Origin of the sequence: Enterococcus sp. CR-Ec1 (assembly GCF_002850555.1) — a bacterium.
In the GTDB taxonomy this organism is placed as follows: Bacteria; Bacillota; Bacilli; order Lactobacillales; family Enterococcaceae; genus Enterococcus_D; species Enterococcus_D entomosocium.
The window spans coordinates 2,883,570-2,901,045 of sequence record NZ_CP025223.1 but is presented as its reverse complement, the minus strand read 5'-3'; the positions used below and the strand labels follow the sequence as shown (position 1 = coordinate 2,901,045).

General features: G+C 43.7%; 17 protein-coding genes. 12 read left to right on the top strand and 5 right to left on the bottom strand.

All coding sequences use genetic code 11. The features are described from left to right. Positions 1-105: 105 nt before the first annotated feature. From CXM95_RS13850 to CXM95_RS13835, 4 genes are all read left to right on the top strand, one after another. Entirely contained in the window at positions 106-2,778 is a 2,673-nt protein-coding gene (locus CXM95_RS13850) for a beta-galactosidase (RefSeq protein WP_086297874.1), read from the top strand. Then, a complete protein-coding gene (locus CXM95_RS13845) occupies positions 2,750-3,589 on the top strand; it encodes a sugar phosphate isomerase/epimerase family protein (protein ID WP_086297871.1) in 840 nt (279 codons plus the stop codon). Before CXM95_RS13850 ends, CXM95_RS13845 begins: the two co-directional genes overlap by 29 nt. A 286-nt stretch (positions 3,590-3,875) precedes the next feature. Further along, positions 3,876-4,859: a LacI family DNA-binding transcriptional regulator gene (locus CXM95_RS13840; protein WP_074933365.1), complete on the top strand. Its 984-nt coding sequence runs from the start codon at positions 3,876-3,878 to the stop codon at positions 4,857-4,859. Positions 4,860-5,132: 273 nt separating this feature from the next. Then, entirely contained in the window at positions 5,133-5,900 is a 768-nt protein-coding gene (locus tag CXM95_RS13835) for a histidinol-phosphatase (protein ID WP_008380776.1), read from the top strand. A 68-nt stretch (positions 5,901-5,968) separates the two neighbouring features. On the opposite strand, the gene add is transcribed toward CXM95_RS13835, so the two are convergent. The 4 genes from add to CXM95_RS13815 form a co-directional block, all read right to left on the bottom strand. Next, a complete protein-coding gene (add, locus tag CXM95_RS13830; RefSeq protein WP_086297866.1) occupies positions 5,969-6,985 on the bottom strand; it encodes an adenosine deaminase in 1,017 nt (338 codons plus the stop codon). Positions 6,986-7,136: 151 nt separating this feature from the next. Next, a complete protein-coding gene (gene ald, locus CXM95_RS13825; protein ID WP_016612688.1) occupies positions 7,137-8,243 on the bottom strand; it encodes an alanine dehydrogenase in 1,107 nt (368 codons plus the stop codon). Between the two features lie 148 nt (positions 8,244-8,391). Continuing rightward, positions 8,392-9,114, bottom strand: a complete 723-nt coding sequence (locus tag CXM95_RS13820) for a C39 family peptidase (RefSeq protein ID WP_086297862.1) — start codon at positions 9,112-9,114, stop codon at positions 8,392-8,394. Positions 9,115-9,214: 100 nt separating this feature from the next. Continuing rightward, on the bottom strand, positions 9,215-11,146 hold the full coding sequence (locus tag CXM95_RS13815; RefSeq protein WP_101699272.1) for an ABC-F family ATP-binding cassette domain-containing protein: 1,932 nt from the start codon (positions 11,144-11,146) through the stop codon (positions 9,215-9,217). 217 nt (positions 11,147-11,363) lie between these two features. Between CXM95_RS13815 and CXM95_RS13810 the strand changes: the two genes are divergently transcribed. Continuing rightward, entirely contained in the window at positions 11,364-12,038 is a 675-nt protein-coding gene (locus CXM95_RS13810; protein WP_005228549.1) for a redox-sensing transcriptional repressor Rex, read from the top strand. A gap of 92 nt (positions 12,039-12,130) precedes the next feature. On the opposite strand, the gene CXM95_RS13805 is transcribed toward CXM95_RS13810, so the two are convergent. Beyond that, positions 12,131-12,493, bottom strand: a complete 363-nt coding sequence (locus tag CXM95_RS13805) for a thioredoxin family protein (RefSeq protein ID WP_008380790.1) — start codon at positions 12,491-12,493, stop codon at positions 12,131-12,133. A 220-nt stretch (positions 12,494-12,713) separates the two neighbouring features. Here CXM95_RS13805 and CXM95_RS13795 point away from each other — a divergent pair, with 220 nt between their 5' ends. From CXM95_RS13795 to CXM95_RS13765, 7 genes are all read left to right on the top strand, one after another. Continuing rightward, positions 12,714-13,661: a permease gene (locus tag CXM95_RS13795; protein ID WP_101699271.1), complete on the top strand. Its 948-nt coding sequence runs from the start codon at positions 12,714-12,716 to the stop codon at positions 13,659-13,661. A 3-nt stretch (positions 13,662-13,664) separates the two neighbouring features. Beyond that, the gene (locus tag CXM95_RS13790) at positions 13,665-14,495 is read left to right on the top strand and encodes a TIGR03943 family putative permease subunit (protein ID WP_008380795.1); all 831 of its coding nucleotides are present in this window, start codon (positions 13,665-13,667) and stop codon (positions 14,493-14,495) included. 145 nt (positions 14,496-14,640) lie between these two features. Next, the gene (locus tag CXM95_RS13785; RefSeq protein ID WP_005228556.1) at positions 14,641-14,907 is read left to right on the top strand and encodes an IreB family regulatory phosphoprotein; all 267 of its coding nucleotides are present in this window, start codon (positions 14,641-14,643) and stop codon (positions 14,905-14,907) included. Then, positions 14,907-15,338, top strand: a complete 432-nt coding sequence (gene ruvX, locus CXM95_RS13780; RefSeq protein ID WP_005234242.1) for a Holliday junction resolvase RuvX — start codon at positions 14,907-14,909, stop codon at positions 15,336-15,338. Before CXM95_RS13785 ends, ruvX begins: the two co-directional genes overlap by 1 nt. Positions 15,339-15,360: 22 nt before the next feature. After that, positions 15,361-15,678 carry a DUF1292 domain-containing protein gene (locus CXM95_RS13775; protein WP_005228559.1) on the top strand — a complete coding sequence of 106 codons (318 nt, stop codon included), beginning with the start codon at positions 15,361-15,363 and terminating at the stop codon, positions 15,676-15,678. A gap of 104 nt (positions 15,679-15,782) precedes the next feature. Beyond that, a complete protein-coding gene (locus CXM95_RS13770) occupies positions 15,783-16,205 on the top strand; it encodes an NUDIX hydrolase (RefSeq protein WP_176285369.1) in 423 nt (140 codons plus the stop codon). A 145-nt stretch (positions 16,206-16,350) separates the two neighbouring features. Next, a complete protein-coding gene (locus tag CXM95_RS13765) occupies positions 16,351-17,454 on the top strand; it encodes an alpha-hydroxy-acid oxidizing protein (RefSeq protein ID WP_008380802.1) in 1,104 nt (367 codons plus the stop codon). Positions 17,455-17,476 lie beyond the last annotated feature (22 nt).

The following is a 17,476-nucleotide window of genomic DNA, read 5'->3' as shown; positions in this document are numbered from 1 at the left end:
AGAAAAGAAAGCGATTTCTAATACAGCTTAAGTTCAGCAAGAAAACCAGCAGACTTGTCAAAGCTGTTGGAAATCTGATAGTAAATAGATGGAGGAAGAAAAGAAATGAAAATCGTTCTAGGCGGAGATTCAACCATGGCGGATTATCCCCTTGATCAACAGCCAATGATGGGCTGGGGACAAGCTTTACCAAGCTATCTGTCCCCAGAAGTAGACGTACACAATTTTGCGAAAAACGGCAGTACGACTCGTTCCTTTATCGAAGAAGGGTTGTTTGAGCAACTCCTGCAAGAAGTCGAACCGAATACAGTCGTCCTACTGCAATTTGGACATAATGACCAAAAAGAGAAAAATCATGTCACGATGGAGGCGTACATTGCTCATTTGACAGACATGATCCGTCAAATCAAAGAAAAAACAGGAATCCCGATCCTGTGTACACCTGTTGAACGGCGTGTAGGAGAAGAGGGACGACTGGCGCATACGTTGTCAGCGTTTTTATCGGTCTTAAGAGAACTTAGTCGAACGGAAGAAGTGGATTTGTTTGATTTAAATCGCTATACCTATCATTATTATGACACACTAGGACTAGAAGCTTCCAAAGCACTCTTTGTTTGGTTAGCACCGGATGAACACCCTAATTATCCTGCAGGTCTCGCAGATGATACCCACTTTTCAAAGGTCGGGGCGCATATGATCGCTCGCTATGTAGCGATTCGTTTACAGGCGTTTTTCCATGAGCAACCACTGTTTCCTGATATTTATTACGGCGCCTGCATGTATCCAGAAGTCTGGTCGGAAGAAATCATGCAAAGTGATAGTCAAACGATGAAAACGTTGGGCATGAATTTTGCTAGAATTGGGGAATTCATTTGGCGTGACTTGGAGCCTCAACCTGGAGAATATGATTTTTCGTTGTTGGAACGTGCGCTAGAACAGTACCAAGCAAATGGCATCGATGTTTGCTTATGTATTCCAACGCCGACCCCACCCCGCTGGTTTACAAAACAGTACCCAGAAGCATTAATCACTAATCAAGATGGAACGAAGATGCATCACGGCTCAAGACAGCATGTCTGTACAAACAACGAGGACTTTCGCCGTTATGCCTATCGGTTGACGAGAAAAATCGCTGAGATTGCCGAAAAACATGAAAATGTCGTTATGTTGCAATTGGACAATGAATTTAAATGTCATGTCGATCTATGTTATTGTACGACGTGCCAAACGCGTTGGCATACGTATTTAAAAGATAGCTATCAATCCGTGACCAACCTCAACGAGTGTTGGGGCACGAAGGTATGGAGTGAGTGGTATGACGCATTTGAGGATGTCGTCTTGCCACTAACGACCCCGTTTTTGCATAATTCTTCCCTGATGAATGCCTTTCGTCGCTTTACCACTGATACGTTGAATGAGTTTGCGCATGATCTTTGTCATTTTATCCGAATGGAGACCGCGTTACCCATTACCCATAACTCCGCTTTTGGGTTTAACTTGCAAAATGATGAGCTATTTGCTGATTTAGATATTGCTGGTTTTGATACGTATGCACCGGCAGACAACTATCCAGCGTATACCATGAACTTGGATCGTTGGCGGAATGTCAAACCGCGCAACAAGGAAATGTTATTGTTAGAAACTTGTACTGCCAATGCTGGTCATATTGAAAATTATGCGGCACCTCGTCCTCATGGGTTTGTCACAAGTGAAGCGTTCATTGGCTATGCTGGTCATTTGAAATCCTTCTGCTTTTGGCATTTTCGTGGACATCGCTATGGTGTGGAGCAACCCCATAGTGCCGTGTTAACTGCTTGGGGAGAGCCAGATTGTGGGTATGAAGAGGTAGTTCGGATTGGCGAACTAAGACAACAGATCGCACCACTTTTAGCGGAAACGAAGTATGTATCGTCAAAAATAGCCATCATCTACTCGGATTACTCGAAACGCTTTTACACGATCGATCATGGGGGTGTTTATGATTATCGCAGCCTGTTTACCGAATTTTACGGCAGTCTAATTCGCCAAGGGATTCGTGTAGAAATCATTCAAGAAAATAGTCCGTTAGAAGAGTATGATGTTGTTCTTGCCCCATTTGTTCGTTGGATCAGTCCGACCTTGCTGAAAAAATTTGCCGCCTTTACTGAAGCAGGAGGCAAGCTGATTTTAGGCCCGATGACGGGGGATCGGACAAAAGAGCTGGCTTGGCCAGCGACGAATGGCTTAGATCGTTTAGGAGAATGGCTCGGGTTTGACCAAATCCAGCAGTTTACGGTGAAAGGACTGACTTATCAGCTAACCTATGACGGCCTAAAAGAACCTTTGGATCATTTGGTCACAGTTTTTCATTGCCCAGAAGATTGGGAAACGATCGGACGAGGGAATGACCAAACGCTACTAGCTAAGAAACAACTGGCTCAAGGAGAGATCATCTATTTAGGTGCGCTACCTAGCAATTTAACAGACAGTTTGATATGGCAGTCGTTTTGTCACAAAGAACTTTTCCCTTATGAATCAGAGCGCCAGTTGATCAAATGTTCGGAAGGTGTGATGAAGTATCGCCGAGAGTCAGCGACCCATGTCCAACTCTGGATCAGTAACTTAGGGATGACGACAGCTGACTTTACCTTACATCTCCCCGGTTTCGAACGCTTATCAGGTGAAGCGCTGGCGCGGGGTAGCCATAGGCTAGAACCTTATGAAAATTTGATTATTGAATGGGAAAAAACAGTAGAAAGCGAGGAGTCAGATGATTCATTTAGCCATCCGAGGGCATGACCTCTCAGGAGAATATACACCCAAGCAGCTAGCACAAGCGGTAGAAGCAAAGAAAATAAGAAACGTTCAGTTTGCCTTGAATGCGTCTTTTCCAGACCTAAGTGCTCCTGAAAAAATGAGTCCAGGTATGGGGACCTTCTTCAAGAATGAATTCCAAGAACAAGGCGTTCAAATCGCTTTGTTAAGTTGTTATAGTAACTTGATTCATCCCGAACCAGAGGAACGAGAGAAAATCTTACAGAAATTTGAGCGCTACTTATTCCATGCCCGTTATTTTGGTGCCAGCATGGTGGCTTCAGAAACAGGCTCAGTCATTGCCGCGCTGGGATATAGCGAAGAGAATTTTTCGGATGAGGTTTTTGAAGACTTGATCCATGTGATCCAGCGACTCGTTCGAGTGGGAGAAAAACATAAAACCATGGTAGGGATCGAAGCAGGACTGAATCATCCGTTGTATTCGAATCAGCGCATCGCCGAGCTGATTGAACGTGTTCCTTCTGATTATCTAGGGATCATTTACGATCCAACGAATTTGATCACCGCAAAAACGGCTGCTGATCAAGTTGCATTGGTAGAAGAAGCGTTTACTCTTTTTGGCGAGAAAATCGTCTGCTTGCACCTAAAGGATTTTCAACTCTCGGGAGAAGAAGTGATCCCTGTCCCGTTAGGTGAAGGACAAATACGGTATCCAGAAATTTTACAGCTTCTGATCAAACATAAGCCATACTGTTACGTGGTGCTAGAAGAAACAAAAGACGCTGGGATCGATCGTGCGGTGGCGTTGATTGAAGGCTTAGATTTAAAAAATTAGCTGGGTGCTTTTGTAAATGATTGTTTAAGAGAACACGGGAGTGATTTTCTTGTTTTCTTCAAAGACGCTGACATTAATGCAAACTTTTATCGAGCATAGAAAAGTTGTTTATGGTGAGATTTCATCTAAACAGCTTTTTTATTTTCATAAAAACAGAAAATATGATGCAAGGTTTGTTATTATAGAATAAAAAGAAAGTATTTTAGAGTGTTGCATTCGGATAATAGATCAAATGGAAAAGGATTTAACAATTACGAGACATGCAAAAGAGAGAAAGGAGGGACCAATGGCAAACATGCAAGACGTGGCAAAACTTGCCAATGTATCCGTGACTACCGTCTCACGAGTGATCAACAATAAAAAATACGTGAATGAAGAAACAAAGCAGATTGTGCTAGAAGCAATTCAAGCACTTGATTATGTACCAAATGAATTAGCACGGTCCTTTTATTACAATTCCTCAAAGATGATCGGCTTGCTGATCTATGATTTGAAAAATGATTTTTATAATCAATTTATCACCCGAATCGAGTCGCAACTGATTGAGAAAGGCTATAGTTTGATGATTGGTACCACACAAGGGAATCCTGAAAGAGAAACCTATTTTTTGAACTTGTTTCTCGCAAATAATATTGATGGGGTAATTTTATGTACCAACCTTTGTACGCAAGGTCCATTGTTGCAAAAGGTTCTCAAATTACCTCTAGTGAGTGTGGGTAGAGTCCTTAGCGATGAAGTATCCTCCGTTTCTGCGGATAATACCTCAGGTGGACAGTTGGCAGCACAGATCTTAATCCAAAATCGTTGTCGCGAGATCCTCTTCGTTAATGGACCAAAGACATTACATTCCGTTCAAGAAAAATCAGCTGGTTTTTATCAAGTGATGGACCAATACCCAGAGATCCATGTTCACGAGGTCATACTCGATTTTGTAAATGTCACGCAAACTTCCTTTGATCAACTTTTTCGTCAATGGCCTTCTATCGATGGCATTTTTGCGGCAAGCGATTTTTTGGCAGCCTGCGCTTTACGTTCCCTTCATTCACTGGATAAAAAGGTTGGTGAAGCGATTCAAGTGATTGGTTATGAAAACACCAATGTTTGTCTTTGTACTAACCCTTTGCTTTCGTCCATCGCACGACCTTTAGAAGAGATGGTAGATTGGACGACCCAGCTACTTTTTCAAGAGGTACAAGGAGACAAAACCGCACCAAGACATGTCCTCTTGAAAAATTCATTTGTCCCAAGAGAAACGACTCAATGGAAGTGATGGGAAAAGAAGCAACCGCTTGCAGCTTTCTTTTGATTGTCTTGGGATAGCCGCAATTCTATAATGAAATGGACTGGAATAAATCCAGACTGATGAAGTTGCTAAGTGATAGGTGTTGATAGCTAGTACTATTTTTTCGAAAAAATGGTTCCGTTTACAAAAGATTCTGTAAAATAGCGAACGGTTTGAAGGATAACGCCTCAAGAAGAGTGTACCTAAAATGCGATCACAAAAACAAATTAACCTAAATGTAATAAGAAGGAGTGAATAACCATGTGGAAAGCAAACTATCATACCCACACAACTCGATGCAAACATGCACGGGATTCTGATGAAGACTATGTGATCAAAGCCATCCAAGCTGGCTTTAAGGAAATCGGCTTCGCTGATCATTGTCCCTGGCCCTTTGAGGATGGGTATGTCTCGCCGATGAGAATGGATGTTGCGCAATTGGAAGATTACGTTTCATCGGTGAAAAGCTTACGGGAAAAGTATCAAGGACAAATCGATGTGAAATTAGGATTAGAGTGTGAATATTTTGAAACAATGATCCCTTGGTTAGTTGCGGAGAAAGAAAAGCTGTCGATCGACTATTTGATTTTTGGCAATCATTTTCCTGAAATCGAAAGCAATCACTATTACGACCATACACCCGGGGATTCGGTAAAAGCGATCAAAGATTATCTCCGTGTTTCTTTACAAGGGATCGAATCAGAAATTTTTGCTTATATGGCACATCCAGATGTGTTCATGCGGGGCTATAAAACCTTCGATTCTCATTGCGAAGAAGTTGCCTACCGCTTATGTGAAAAAGCCAAAGAGTATCAGCTGCCATTGGAGTATAATTTGGCGGGCTATACGAATGGTGGCTATCCGCATCCTGAATTTTGGAAGATCGCTAAGGAAGTCGGCTGCTCTTGTATTATTGGGATCGATGCCCACGAGAGTGCGGCTTTCACAAATACAGAAATTTACGAAAGAGCTCTTTTAGAAATCGATGCCTTAGGATTAACAAGGATCGATCGGCTCTTCTTTGCGTGAAGGAAAGAAAGTTGATTGTTTTGGAAATAAACATGGACGCCAGTGGGGATCACTAGCGTCCATGTTTATTAGAATTGCCATTCTTGAATTTTTTTCAAGAGTACCGCTTTGTCGGCAGCTTCCGCAAAGGAATGCTGAGCGGCAGTTTCGTTTATGAAGCGCATCTCTGATTCGGACATGTCGCAATGATGAGCCATTTGCAGGTATTCATTGGTCAATGTCGTATTTGAGACCGTTCGGTTATCGGTGTTCAAACAAAAAGGGACCTTGGCTTCCAGCCATTCTCTTAATGGGTATGCCGAGTATGTGGGAATCGCACGAGTATGAACATTGCTGGTAGGACAGCCTTCGATACAGCGCTTTTGTTCTCGAACAAACGCTTGAGCAGTGTGATCTCCTTTTAAGGCGATGCCGTGGCCAATCCGCTGCGCACCGCTTTCGATGGCTTGATAAATGTTTTGCACACAGCCGCATTCGCCTGCATGTAAGGTCAGCTGGACACTTTGGTTCTTGAGGAACACTTGATAGCTGGCAGCTAAATCAGGGACGTACCCGTCTTCTTCTGGACCTGCTAGATCAATACCGACTACTTTTTCATCGGTAAGAGCGATCGCTTCATCAAAAATCTCCGTAATAGCTGGTAGGTCTTCTTGACGCATCCCAATGACCAAAACATTGCCTTTGATTGGGTAGCGTTTTTCTGCTCGTGCGATGCCTTCGATCACGGCTTGGATGGTCTGGCTGCAAGTGAGTCCTTTGTCCATCGATAAGCTGGGGGCAAAGCGGATCTCAATATAAGCGACCCCATCTTGAGCGGCTTGTTCCATCACGTCATAGGCAGCAGCTGCTAAAGCTTCTTGTGTTTGCAGATACGGCCGAACAAAATCAAAGCAGCGAAGATAATCCCTCAGGTCATGACAATCTTTGGGGGCTTGCATCTGTGCTTTCACAGCTTCGATGTCTTGAGCGATGGGAAGCTCTTGCTGATTGGCGATGGCGATCAATGTTTCTGGACGAATGGAACCGTCGAGATGGCAGTGAAGTTCTACTTTGGGAAATGCTTGGATTTGTTGTTGAGTAAGCACAGTGTTCCTCCTGTCTAGGTCGAATTTTTTTAAGTATGAATATAGCATACTTCCAAAGCCCATGCTACCCAAAAAAGGAAATTCTCATAGAAAGCAAACCAGCAGCCGCGAATTACTTGTACGGCTGCTGGTTTTATTGTGGGAGAGTGGCTCAAATCAATTCCGATAGATCGGTAAAAGGCAATGACAGATCGTGAGCGGCTTCTTTTGAAGTAAATGCGCCCTCATAGGCGATGACCCCTTTGGCAAGGGCCTCGTTTTCTCGCAACGCTGCTAAAGGATCCTTCGCTAGCTGCTGGGCATATGGCAATGTGGCAATGCTCAATGCGATGGTTGCCGTTTGCGGCACAGCACCCGGCATATTCGCCACTGCATAGTGAATGACTTCTTCCCGGATATAGGTTGGCTCGTCGTGGGTGGTGACTTTGTCTTCGGTCTCGAAAATTCCGCCTTGGTCAATGGCAATATCGACGATCACGGATTTTTCAGGCATCTGTTTCACCATGTCGCGGGTCACTAAGCACGGGGCTTTTTGTCCTGGCAATAAAACGGCTCCTACCACCAAGTCTGCGGATTGGATCGTTCGCTCGATATTCAAACGATTGGAATACAAAGTTTGGACTTGACCAGAAAATTGTCGATCCAGCTCTTGTAAGCGTGGGATTGAAACGTCTAAAATTGTCACTTGTGCGCCTAGACCTACGGCGACTCTCGCGGCATTCTCGCCGGCAACGCCACCACCAATGATCGTTACCCGACCTTGACGGACGCCGGGAACACCCGAAAGCAGGATCCCTTTTCCGCCATAAATTTTTTCGAGAAATTGCGCGCCAATTTGAACAGACATTCTTCCAGCGATCTCACTCATGGGAGACAGTAAAGGCAGGGTGCCGTTCGCCAGCTGGACGTTCTCATAAGCAACAGCGATCACTTTGCTGTCGATCAACGCTTGAGCAAGCTGTTGATTGGCGGCTACGTGGAAATAGGTGAATAAAACCAGTCCCTCATGCAAAAAGGGGTATTCTTCTGGTAAAGGTTCTTTGACTTTCATAACCAATTCAGAGGCCCAAACCTCTTCAACGGTAGCAATCGTAGCGCCGACTTCCTGATACGCTTGATCAGAAAAGGTTGATCCTGCACCAGCGCCTTGTTCAACGAAGACTTCGTGTCCGTCTTGGACTAACTCATAGACTCCGGAGGGCGGCAATGCCACACGATTTTCATTGTTCTTAATTTCTTTGGGGATACCGATTTTCATAGATTTCACACCTTTCTTTCTTCCATTATAATAGAAAGCGGATTCCCAAAGGGAGAAAAAAGGGTTTTTTTATTAAAAAAATAAGATCCAGTTGCTGCTTTCGGGACGACAAAGAAAAAAGCCCCACAATGGGACTTTTTTCGAACAATCAGCTGAAGGTCCAAAAGCGTAAGCTTTGATCAGCGATTTCATCTAGTGTGTAGTAAGTAGCGTAGTGGGATTTTTCCGGATCATCATTGGGATCTAAGACAAACACTTGATCGCCCATCATTCCACCTAAGACCATGATATGGCCGCCATCTGTAAATTCCCCTGGGGTCATAGAAACGATGACGGGATGATTTTGTTGCAAGTAGGCTTCAACGCTAGCTAGGTCAGTACTAAGATCATAATAGTTGTAGCCGTTTGCATCGGCAAAGTCAGAAAAAATCCGCCAGTCCGTTCCTTGGCCGTCAACGTAATAATGATCTCCTGCCCAATCAAGGACTTCCGGTGGCGTAATGTGATAGCCTTCAAGATAGGATTGAACCATCGCAAGAGAAGCGATCGCACAGCCGTTTTCTGCTAAGGTTTGGCTGCCGTCATTGCCATAGGATCTATCGGCCCATTCTTCGTTCGTCTGCAGGAAAATCGGTGTTGTGATGTCCATTTCCCCTAAGTACGCATTGATATCTTCACTAAAAATAGCTTGAGAGTAAATATATTCGTCGTCATAACTCTCATCATAGGCAACGACGGTGTGCACGTGTTCGGACAACTCTCCGTACAACACGTGATGAGAGATTCGATTGAACCCTATCCAAATCAACACCAATCCTGCTAAAACAATCATTGGCCGACGCTTTCGATAAACATCTGTCTGTTTTTGCATTTTTCCCTCCTTGTTTTACGAATCGTACGTATTCATCCTGTTCTTTTAAGTAAAACAAAGGAGGGGGAGCTTGTCATCGGCCTACAGACCGATTCCACGATCAACTTTCAAATGCCTCTAGTTCTAAGCTAGTATTTTCCCATGCTTCTAATAGGGCTTCTTGTTCAGTGCGGGCTTGTTCTAACGCTTGATTCAACGCGGTCAATTTTACATGATCATTCAACGCTTCTGGTGCGGTCATGTCTTGTTCCAGTTGCTGGATCGTTTCTTCTATCTTGGCAAGCTCTTCTTCGATTTGGGCGACTTTTCGCTGTAAGGTTCTAACGGCTTTTTGCTGTTCTTTGCTTTGGACAAAGTTTTGTTTGCCTGCTGAAATGGTGGTTTCGGTTGTTTTTGCTTCCAGCATCGCTGCGATTTCAGCTTCTTCTTGTTTCTTTTCTAAATAATAATCGTAATCGCCTAGATAGAGCTTGCTGCCATTTTCAGACAGTTCCACGACCTTGGTGGCGATTCGATTGATAAAGTAGCGGTCGTGAGATACGAAGAACAACGTGCCTTCATAATCGATCAGGGCATTTTCTAAGACTTCTTTGCTGTCGATGTCTAAGTGATTGGTTGGTTCATCCAAAATCAAGAAATTGTCATGATCCATGGCTAATTTTGCCAAAGCGACACGGGCTTTTTCGCCACCGCTTAACAGCGTGATCGGCTTTTCAACATCTTCTCCCGAAAATAAGAAGCTGCCTAATATATTGCGAATATCGACTTCAGGTGTGGTACTGTGGTCATCCCAAAGCTCATGGAGGATCGTTTTGGTTGAGTGCAGATCGGATTGAGTTTGGTCATAGTACCCGATTGAAACATTGGCGCCAAAATGCACCTTTCCTTGAATAAAGGGGATTTTATGAATCAGCGATTTCAGTAAGGTTGACTTGCCGATCCCATTCGGCCCCACTAAAGCGATCGCATCTTTGCGACGAACATCTAAGTCGATGGGCGCCGATAAGACTTCTTCTTCAGAATAACCGATAGCGGCATTTTCTACTTGCATTACAACATTTCCTGAAGGTTTTTCAATGGAAAAAAGGAAGTGGGCGGATTTTTCATCTCCTTGCGGGCGATCCAACCGGTCCATTTTCTCCAATTGCTTACGGCGACTTTGCGCGCGTTTGGTGGTAGAGGCACGGACAAGGTTGCGGGCAACAAAGTCTTCCAGTTTATTGATTTCTTCTTGCTGCTTTTCAAAGGCTTTCCATTCGCTTTGCAGCTGTTCAGCTTTCAGGGTCAAATAGCGGCTGTAATTGCCTTTGTAGTGGCGCATTTTTTGCCGACTCAGTTCGTAGACTTCGTTGACAACTTTGTCTAAGAAGTAACGGTCATGGGAAACGATCAGCAACGCACCGGCATATCCTTGTAGATAGTTTTCCAACCAAGATAACGTTTCGATGTCTAAATGGTTGGTCGGCTCATCGAGGATCAAGATATCAGGTTTTTGCAGCAGCATTTTTGCTAATGCCAAGCGGGTTTTTTGACCACCGGAAAGGGTATCGATCGGCTGTGTGTAAAAAGAAGGATCAAACTGAAAACCGTGCAAGACGGAGCGAATTTCATTTTCATAGCCATAGCCGTTTTTTTCTGCAAATTCATGTTGCAATTGATCGTATTCTTTCAGGAGATTGCCAGAGTTAGCAGCAGGATCTGCTTCGGAGATGGCGATCTCTAAGGTACGCATGCGCTGCTCCATCTGTCGAACCGTTGCAAAAGCTCCTAGCATTTCTTCCCAAACGGTGGCCTGACTATCAAGTCCGGTATCTTGAGCTAAGTAGCCCATCGTAGCGGTCTTGTTTTTAGCGATCGTTCCTTTATCAGGACTTTCGAGTCCAGCAATAATTTTCAGTAGCGTTGATTTACCAGCACCGTTGCGCCCAACAAGCGCGATTCGGGAATTGCTGGCAATCTCTAATTGGATATTTTCAAATAAAACCTCGGCTCCGAAAAGACGGGCGATTTGGTTGGCTTGTAATAAAATCATGTGTATGTCATTCCTATCTTTAAGAAACTTGTCTGTATCAAGGTTGCAATACTACAAGTCTATCATATTTTATGAAAAACAGCGATTGGGAAAAAGTTTGATTTTACCATTATAAAATTTATATTTCAAATTATGAGCATTCAAATTGATTTTTGAACAATGTATTTGTTATGATAGCTTCATCACAAGTGAATTTTTCACAATGGGGGAGTATTCTTTGAAAGATCATCAAATTCCAAAGGCAACAGCGAAGCGATTGCCTTTATATTATCGTTACTTGCGTATTTTGCACCAAGCTGGCAAATTAAAAGTTTCTTCGACCGAACTAAGTGAAGCTGTTCAAGTTGATAGTGCGACGATCCGCCGCGACTTTTCCTACTTTGGTGAATTAGGAAAACGCGGCTATGGCTATGACGTTGAAAGCTTGATGCAGTTCTTTGCGAAGACATTGAACGAAGACCACATGACGAATGTAGCTTTAGTCGGTGTCGGAAACTTGGGGAGCGCCTTGTTGAAATACAAATTTCACCAAAGCAACAGCATTCGGATCAGTGCTGCATTTGATGTCAATGAAGATCTAGTTGGTCGAATCGTAGATGGTGTGCCGGTCTATCCAATGGATGACATGAAGGAACAAGTGAAGATCCAGCAGATCGATGTGGCTATTTTGACGGTTCCCGCACAACATTCACAAGATTTAGTGAACGAGCTTGTGAAAGCTGGCATTAAAGGAATCTTGAACTTTACACCTGCACGGATCACTGCACCAAAAGGCGTGCTGATTCAAAACGTTGACTTAACCAATGAATTGCAAACATTGATTTATTTCTTGCATTCAGGCAACGTCTTGTCCCATGAAGAACCAGTAGAAGAACCATCACTAAGCGAATAATCGCATCACATAAATAGGAACCAGCAAAACAGCTGCCAGATCGTAGTATATACAAGGATCTGACAGCTGTTTTTTGCTTTCATTCACTGAACTTACTCGTCTAACTGGTCAAAAAGTGATTCGTAGGAATCTTGCTCTTCAACGCTTGTGAGTGCTTCTTGATACCGCAAGATTTGTTGAGTCAAACGTGTGAAATCGATGATGCGGGCTTCGCGATGCACTTCTTTCCCATTTGCGAACAAGAGGACGACGGGAACCGTCAAGACCGAAAATAAACTGGCTGCTTCTGGCTCTGTCAGCGTGTTGATGGTAAATAGTGGGAGTTGTTGGGTTTGTGCCAGTGTTTGGATGCGTGGTTTGTCCGCAACACAAATACTGCAATTTGGTTGAGAGAGATAGAGTAGTGCCAACGGATGTTGGGCGAGCCTCTCTTGGATCGGTTGATTTTTTTGCATAAGTCATTCCTCCATGGAAAATGTACGCTGTTCTTGAGGAAAAGTCAAAATATCTGCTAGTTGCTGATCATTTAGGTGAACAAGAAGGATTTAAAGATAAGGAAAATCTAAAGCAACGATTAAAAAAACAGACTGCTTTAAAAAAAACGTTGTATAAAAAAAGGAAAAAACGTATAGTAATTCCAGCGTTTCGAATTTATTGATAAAGAAGGTTAAAGTTATGTTTCAGGCATTACCGAATTCTGTCCTGCAAATGAGTGTTATTTTTTTATCTATCGTCATTGAAGCCTTGCCCTTTGTCCTATTGGGCTGCTTGATATCAGGTGCTTTACAAGTCTTCTTGACGCCAGAAAGAGTCACGAGACTCTTACCAAAAAACAAATTGGCATCGATCACTGTTGGTTGTGGCCTGGGGGTATTTTTTCCTTCCTGCGAGTGTGGGATCGTACCGATCGTTAATCAGTTCGTAAAAAAAGACGTGCCAGTGTATACGGCGTTTGCCTTTATGCTGACTGCACCGATCATCAATCCTATCGTGATTTTTTCGACATTCATTGCCTTTGGAAATTCCGCGAAGTTCGCCTTTTTGCGTGTACTGGGCAGCTTATTGGTCGCAATGGTCGTGGGGATCTGGCTGGCGTATTTTAACAAACAAGAGGTCTTAAAAACACGGCTTGCCAATCAATTAAGTGGCGGGAATGAGCAAGTAGCTCACCCACACCATCATGGGCATGATCACGCCCACCATCAAACAGAAAAGACCAGTCATCCGCTTCTTCGGCAGATTCGTCATTTGCTACAGCATAGTTTGGATGAGTTTTTCGATACTGGGCGTTATTTGATCATTGGTGCGTTGATCGCCTCAGCGATGCAGACCTATCTGCCAACTGGCTTGATGCTGACATTAGGCTCCACGAAGCTGTTAGCGGTTTTCGTCATGCTGCTGTTGGCACTGACATTATCCCTATGTTCCGAAGCAGATGCCTTTATCGGCTCTTCGTTGTTGAGTTTATTCGGCACTGGACCAGTCGTCGGTTTCCTGGTTTTTGGTCCAATGGTAGATATTAAAAACCTGTTGATGATGAAGCGGTACTTTTCGGGGCGTTTTATCGCTTCTCTGGTTGGTTTAGTCGCAATCGTCGTTTCAATTTATGCATGGGTGGTGTAAAGAATGATTCGTTTTTTGATCTTATCAGGCTATTTTGAATTAATGATGTATTTGCAAGTGACGGGCAAACTCAATCAGTTTATCAACATTCATTATCGCTATCTCGCTATTTTATCTATGATCATTTCTTTATTGTTGGCTTTGGTCCAGCTGTACTTTTGGGTCAAACAAGAGCCCGAGCATCATCATGACGACGAGCACCAGCATGGATTAGAGAAAAAATACCAACGAGTGATTGCGTATTTTCTATTAGCCTTACCGATCATCGTGGGTCTCTTTTTTCCCACCGTTAGCTTGGATACGACGATCGTTGAAGCAAAAGGGTTTAATTTCCCCCTAAGTGAAGAATCTGTGGGGGATCCAGAAATGACGACCCAATATCTGAAACCCGATACAAGTCTTTATTTTAACAAAGAAGATTATGACACTCAGATGGATGCAGCCTTGGCACGTTACGCCAAAGATGAGACGATTGCGGTAACGGAAGAAAATTACTTGGAAGTCATGGAGTTGATCTATACGTACCCGAGTGAATTCATTGGTAAGAAAATCACCTATGATGGATTTGTGTACCATGCAGATCAAGATGATGCCAATGAAATCTTTTTGTTTCGTTTTGGCATTATCCATTGTGTGGCTGATTCAGGCGTTTTCGGTTTACGGGTGGAATTGCCGCAGCAAGCGACTGCAGAAAATAACCAGTGGCTCCACGTGGAAGGGACGATCCAATCGAAGTACTATCAACCCTTCAAACGAGACTTGCCGATGGTGGTAGCAGACCAAGAGAAGACGATTGAAGCACCAGAAAACCAGTATGTCTATCGCGCTTTCTAGCTTTTTTTAAGAAAGTTCATAGAAACATCATAAACCTTTGTTATAATGAAGAAAATCTAAGCATATGTTTGTAGTTTTATCAAACGTTTAGTACAATATAGTAGGAACATATGCTAAAATCTATACAAAAGAGAGGTGTCGTGAAATGGGTTTTACAGATGAAACAGTTCGCTTTGATTTTGATGATAGCCGTAAAAAAGAAGTCAGCGAAACATTAGCTATCGTCTACCGAGCATTAGAGGAAAAAGGATACAATCCGATCAATCAAATCGTCGGTTATCTCCTTTCTGGCGACCCGGCTTACATTCCTCGTTATCGGGATGCCCGGAATTTGATTCGTCGTCACGAACGGGATGAGATCATGGAAGTTCTGATCCGTTATTATTTAGGCAATCACGGGATCAACCTATAATGAGAATCATGGGATTGGATGTTGGTTCGCGGACAGTCGGCGTGGCGGTCAGTGACCCAATGGGCTGGACAGCACAAGGGATCGAGATCATTCGCATCAATGAAGATGAAGGCAATTTCGGTTATGATCGACTTGCTGAATTGGTGAAAGAATATGAAGTCTCACGTTTTGTGGTAGGACTACCTAAAAATATGAATAATACGATCGGACCTAGAGCGGAAGCTTCTATGGCTTACGGCGCAGCGATCGAACAGCAATTCGGTTTGCCGGTCGTTTACCAAGACGAACGTCTGACGACCGTTCAAGCAGAACGAATGCTGGTAGAACAGGCGAATACATCGCGTGCCAAACGAAAAAAAGTGATTGATAAATTAGCAGCAGTCATGATTTTGCAGAATTATTTAGATGGTGCTGGGAAACAGCTGTTTTAATTTACAGAAAAGAGGAAAATAAATGTCAGAACATACACACGATCATAACCACGATCACGATCATGAAGGACATGAACACATTACTTTAATCGATGATCAAGGAAATGAAACCTTATACGAAATTCTATTAACGGTTGACGGTACGGAAGAATTCGGCCGCAACTACGTCTTGCTTTATCCAGCAGGCGTACCAGAAGAAGAAGACGTTGAATTACAAGCATACGCTTATATTGAAAACGAAGACGGTTCTGAAGGTGAATTAGAACAGATCGAAACAGAAGCAGAATGGGATATGATTGAAGAAGTCTTCAACACATTCATGGCGGAAGAAGAAGAGTAATAAGTTGCAAGTGCTGACCCTTTCCATAAGGGATCAGCACTTTTTTTGATTTAACGACTGTTTATTTTAGAAACATGTCTGCTTTTTTGAAAGGAATGAGAAAAATGAGTAACGTAACGATATTCGATCTTGAAAAGATCGCAGAAGAGCAGCTAGTTTTTGCCGTGATCATCAGCAAGTACCAAGAAAAGTTCGTCTATGTCAAACACAAAGAACGAGACACCTTGGAGATCCCTGGAGGCAAGCGAGAACTAGGAGAAAGCATCACAGAGTGTGCTGCCCGTGAATTAAAAGAAGAAACAGGCGCCAAGCACTTTACTCTAGAGCCGTTATTTATCTATGGGGTAGAAAAAGACGGGGAGACCGATTACGGCTTGGTGTTCGAAGCCCAGATCACGGAGTTGGAGGATGAGTTGACCTCAGAGATCGAAGCAATCTATGTAAGGGTAAAGCCGCCTGTCAGTTGGACATATCCAACGATTCAGCCGTTGTTATTGGCAGAATATGTTAAACGAACAAAACAATAATTCAGCTAGTTCAAATGGAGGGCTGTCTTGAGTGGAAAAGTAAAGTAAGCCTATTTGACAGGAGTGAGCGAATGAGTTGCGTGATCCTGCAATCAGGGGTAGGATGAAAATGTAAACGTTATCTTATTGGAGAGTAGGGAAAGGCATGGAAAAAATTTATCAAGCAAGTACCGCAGAAGGAGCAATCGATTTTATCAATATGCGCGATTTGGAGATCGCGGCAGAGGAAGTGATTCCTAAAGGTGGGTATGGCTATATCAGCAGTGGTGCGGGGGATATTTTTACCTATCAAGAAAATGAACGCGCCTTCAATCACAAATTGATCATTCCTCATGTCTTAAAGGACATTGAATTACCGGACACAACGTTGTCCTTTGGCGGTGACACGTTGTCAGCGCCAATCATTATGGCACCTGTGGCTGCCCACGGCTTAGCAAATGTTGCGGCAGAACAAGCGTCAGCCAAAGGTGTGTCACGTTTTGGCACGATCTATACGGCGAGTTCGTATGCCTCTTGTACGTTGGAAGAAATCCGAGCGGCTGGAGGTCAAGAAGCGCCGCAGTGGTTCCAGTTTTATATGAGTAAAGACGATGGTATTAACAAAGACATCTTGGCGATGGCAAAACGCAATGGCGCCAAAGCGATCGTTTTGACCGCAGATGCAACCGTGGGGGGCAATCGAGAAACGGATCGCCGCAATGGCTTCACCTTTCCGTTGGCAATGCCGATCGTTCAGGCTTATCAATCAGGGATCGGACAAACGATGGATGCCGTTTACGGCTCCTCAAAACAAAAATTAAGTCCCCAGGACGTCGCTTTTATCGCCAAAGAATCTGACTTGCCAGTTTATGTCAAAGGGGTGCAATCAGAAGAAGATGTGGAACGAGCTTTAGGGGCAGGTGCACAAGGGATTTGGGTCTCAAATCACGGGGGACGCCAATTGGATGGTGGTCCAGCTTCCTTTGATTCCTTGCAGATCGTGGCTGAAGCAGTGGCAGGTCGGGCGCCGATCGTCTTCGATAGCGGGGTACGGCGAGGACAGCATGTCTTTAAAGCGATTGCTTGCGGAGCAGATCTAGTGGCGATCGGTCGACCAGTGATCTATGGGTTGGCTCTAGGTGGTGCCACTGGTGTTCAACAAGTCTTTGATTTCTTCAAAAAAGAATTGGAGATGGTCATGCAGCTTGCGGGGACGCAAACGGTGGCAGATATCAAAAAAGCCGTCTTACGGGACAATCATTATTTATAAGCAATCCCTCAAAAAGCACTCG